This window comes from Candidatus Desulfofervidus auxilii, assembly GCA_030262725.1.
Lineage (GTDB): Bacteria > Desulfobacterota > Desulfofervidia > Desulfofervidales > Desulfofervidaceae > JAJSZS01.
This window is the reverse complement of sequence record JAJSZS010000044.1, coordinates 1-4,358: the sequence shown is the minus strand read 5'-3', so window position 1 is coordinate 4,358 and position 4,358 is coordinate 1. Positions and strand designations below refer to the sequence as shown.

Here is a 4,358-nt window from a genome sequence, read left to right as displayed (position 1 = left end):
ATTAAATATAAGTTTTTCTATAGAGATAACGATGGTAATGAGTTTGAAGAAGAAGTAATTGTAACTATTCTAATAGCACAAGAACCAAAACCGCTAAGTATTATTGCTTCTCCTAGCACTGTTGAAATTGAGCCTGATAGCAAGGGTCCGGTAGATTTCATTTTTAGTAATAATGAAAACTATGATATCTATGTATATAGATATGAATGGCAATTTATACACCTAGATGGTACATTAGATGTAGCAGGATATAGTGATTTATCTTTTAATGTTTATTCGAAAAGCCAATATAAATGGCACGATGAGATTTATTTAATCCCTGACGTTGCTGAGAGAGCTAAAAATAAGGGCTATGATGAAGTATATATTAAATATAAGTTTTTCTATAGAGATAACGATGGTAATGAGTTTGAAGAAGAAGTAATTGTAACTATTCTAATAGCGCGCTCTTTAGATGTTAAATTTAAAGGTAAAGTCATTAAAGTTTATCGTAATGTACCTCTTATGTTTCCTGATATATGTGATGTTAAGGTAGAACAAATCTTATCTGATCCATCAGGTAAAATAAGTGTAGGAGATATAATAGTGGTATTTGCACGATACGATAGCCTCGCTCAGAGAGAAGAACTTAACAATCAATCAATCAAAGAAGGAGATTTTGTCGAGGTTTTCGGAAAATATCGTAATCCCGACGAAGTTCCAGATGATATAAGAATAACAGCTGGCTATAAGAAAGGAGTGGAGTTAGAAAGATCTGATCATTACATTAAAAAAATATCTAAAATTGAGATAACTAGAGGATCTTTAAAGTATTTTGATTTGGATTATCATGGTGGTTATCCTTATTCTGATGGGGATGAGGCTCATTCCATAACAGTTTCTCCGGGGACTAGGTTGAAGTTGTTTTTCTATTATAAGGAGGGTACTGTGAGTGGGGGTACAGTTTATTATATTATTAGGGTTTATGCTGAATGGGATAAAGAACACTACATTGCGAACTCTGACTGTGATGAGCAATGTGATAGTGAAATTGGATGGGAGGCAGGTGGAGGTAGAGGTGATGTCGAAGAATATACCGTGCCATTACAGCCAGGAACATATAGGATTCGTGTAGTATATAGCTCTGCATTAAACAAATATCCCCAACCACCCACATGGGACAAATATGAAAAACTATTAGGAGAATATACAGTAATAGTCAAAGAGGAAAACCATCCTCCAGTAGCAGTGATAGATGAAATATCTCCAAATATAGTTGTTAGAGGGGGTTATGTTTATTTTAGAGGTCATGGATATGATCCTGATGGCGACGATATTGCTGAGTATGAGTGGAGATCAAGTATAGACGGTTTTCTAAGCAATAAAAAAGAGTTCTCAACAAGCAAACTATCAATTGGAAAACATACAATCTATTTTAGAGTAAAAGATTCTAGAGGAAAATGGTCGGATCCTGATACTAGGCAAATAACTGTCCTAATGCTTTGGATAGATAGCTACGATGTACCGGAAAAATCTGTTCCGAATTCAGAAATAACTGTGAATGTAGTCGTATCTTATCAGTTCCCGGATGATCAAGAATATTATATATTAGTTGGCATTTATAGAAGTACTGGAGAAAGAGTTGCATACAATGATGATTATAATAAGATAACATATCGTGGTTCCGGATATAAGAGCTTTACTCTTAAATTTAAATCTCCATCACAAGCCGGAACATATGACTATGCAATACGCATATATTTCTGGACGAAAGGTATGGATGACTGGGTTAAGACAGATACAAAAACATTTACACTTAAAGTTCAGCCAGAAGTAGATATAAGAATAACATATATTGAGACCGATAAATCAGTTTATAGGCCTGGGGAATTTATAACTCTTAAAATTTATCTTAAAAACTTTGGTACAAAGACCGCAAAGGGGAATATAGAGTATAGAATTAAGGCCGAATATCATGCTGGCTGGTATCCTGCATATCCTAAACGAGTAAATGTTGGACCAATACCACCTGGAGGCACAGCTGTTATAGAAGATAAAGGATATGATGGCATGCTATATGGATGGTACGGTGGAGACGGAAAACTCAGTATAGTTGTCCGTCTAGAATCAGTCGATGGAAAAAAGGTTGACGAGGAAAAATGGACCTCAGTCGACATTTATATAGATGATGAGATAACGCTTGACTGGTCTGGTAAGGGTATAAACTATATAATACGTAATCTTAAAAAGGGTGAGGTAAGATCTTATATAGTAAAGATCGAATATACATTTGCGAATACTATTGAATATACTTATATGGAGTTAACGATTAAAAGATTGGATGGCGGTATATTGGACTGGGATGCAGAAACAGATATTTTATTGAATCGCGAAGAAGCTTCGTTTGATGCAGGAGGACTTTGTTATAAGGGTACCGTGCCAGTAAGATTTGGAACTCAAAAGGGCTGGAAAAAATTTGAAATCATCGTGGTTTCCGGACTTGATGATAGTTCAGGATATATATGTGTACTTTATCCCCACGGAATAGAAACAAATCATAGAGTTCAATATATATGCGAATACGGATTTAAACTGCCGTGGGATCATGATTGGAGTTATTTATCGAAAATATGCGTATCAATACCTCCTTAGTATAGTAACTATAAAATCTTATCTTATATTTTTCTTACTTCTAGATTTCAGCAGAATCTGTAAATAGTTATAGTTTCGCTTAAATTTGAGAAATAGCTTACAGAAACATCGACATTTCGTCTAATGTTTATATGAACTTTGATAGGTGGTTAAGTTGAAGCACCAACATAGTGACCGAGACCGCCCAAAATGCTTTATAGTTTTGTAATTTCCTTACTAATATTTATGCTAGAAATCGGTAGCTTAAAGTTAGAGATGATAACTATATTTCTCAAGAAGTTTATAAAGAATTTGGGGGGAGGATATAAAGAAGTATACTTATCTTCATTATAACAATAGCGTTATTCATGATATTTCTTTTCTAAGTAGATCATTTATACATCAACATAGATACTTATATTATATCCACATCTATGGTCTCTAATCTTCTATCATTTTACATAATATTTATTTTGTTTAAAAATATCAGTAAAATACATTATTTAAGTAGAATAAGATAAGTGGAAGTAAAATTATCTCTTTTAAGCTTTCTAATAATCCTTTTAAATGAACTTAAAAATGAATTATGAAACTTTTATTATCTCGACGTTGTGAGATTTAGCCCATTTCTCTACCACGGTTGGAGGCAGTACATCTATATTTATCTGTGGTCCCATTATCATTAATGCTCGAGGATCAAATTGTGGGCGTTCACGGGTATGATACATTATATTTATTACAGGCATATTGTCTACCCAACTACTGCAGATAGTAAACCATAGGTATATGCCAGTATATATTCTATTCGTTCTTTTTATAGAACTCTTTTAATCAAAATAGGTATAGGTCCATATTTTTCAACCACATCTCGATATGCCTCCTCTTCACTATCATATACTCCGATAACCATACCATTCTTTATAGCAACCACTTTACCCTCATATTTTTCAAGCAACTTTTCCTTCATCCGATTATATCCTTCCTCTTCAATAAAAACATTAACCTCACTCATATATCATCGCCATCTCCACAAAAACCAACAATTTAAAATACATCATACAAATAATATTCTCTAATTCAACTATATATTTTATAAATTTTAAAATATTAAAAGCAACAATATGTTTAAACCATCCCATCACTATAGAGTACACCCTTATAATTCCTATATTTATTCGCATCCAAGCCCTATATTAGATTTATGCATGGATTAAACTCATATTTCAGTTAGGAGCAATATAAATTGTGCCTGGAGGCAAATACGACTTTAATTTGGCTTAGAAGCCGGCAAATAAATTGTAGTAGGCTTGGGCTTAGGGCGATTCCAGGAGCATGTGCCTCGAGCACGAATAGGAATTTGCCCTAGCCCAAGCCCCTCCAGGCACAGGTAATAAACATGAATATATGTGGAATAGATATACATAAATCTTTCCTTCAAATAGCTGTAATAGACTCTAATGGAAAAATAGTTTATCAGGAGAGATGCAGGTATAGCTTGATAGACATAATCTTGCTTATAGCAAAGCTTGCTAAAATGAGGTGTATGGAAGTAGCTATGGAGAGCACTGGATGCTTTTGGATACCATTATACTATGAATTTGCTGGAAGAGGGTTTAAAGCGGTTTTGGCAAACCCTTCCTCAACAAAGTCTTTTGGAAGTAAGACAGATATGCTTGATGCTGTTAGAATTGCTAGAAGACATAGGGCTGGAGCATTGATTAAAAGCCATGTACCTAAAAATAGGGTTA

The 4,358-nt window shown here is 34.0% G+C and carries 3 protein-coding genes; 2 read left to right on the top strand and 1 reads right to left on the bottom strand.

The genetic code is table 11. The features are described from left to right. The coding region (locus LWW95_11260) for a hypothetical protein (protein MDL1957602.1) at window positions 1–2,631 on the top strand (2,631 nt) is incomplete at its 5' end. 793 nt (window positions 2,632–3,424) lie between these two features. On the opposite strand, the gene LWW95_11255 is transcribed toward LWW95_11260, so the two are convergent. After that, window positions 3,425–3,622: a DUF5678 domain-containing protein gene (locus LWW95_11255; GenBank protein ID MDL1957601.1), complete on the bottom strand. Its 198-nt coding sequence runs from the start codon at window positions 3,620–3,622 to the stop codon at window positions 3,425–3,427. Window positions 3,623–4,006: 384 nt separating this feature from the next. On the opposite strand from LWW95_11255, the gene LWW95_11250 reads away from it, so the two are divergent. Then, window positions 4,007–4,358 (top strand): transposase (locus LWW95_11250; protein ID MDL1957600.1); only part of this gene is annotated, 352 nt, incomplete at its 3' end.

What these genes read in the sequence shown, in the direction of transcription:
- LWW95_11255 (MDL1957601.1), bottom strand. Translation starts at nt 3,622, where the DNA reads ATGAGTGAGGTTAATGTTTTTATTGAAGAGGAAGGATATAATCGGATG.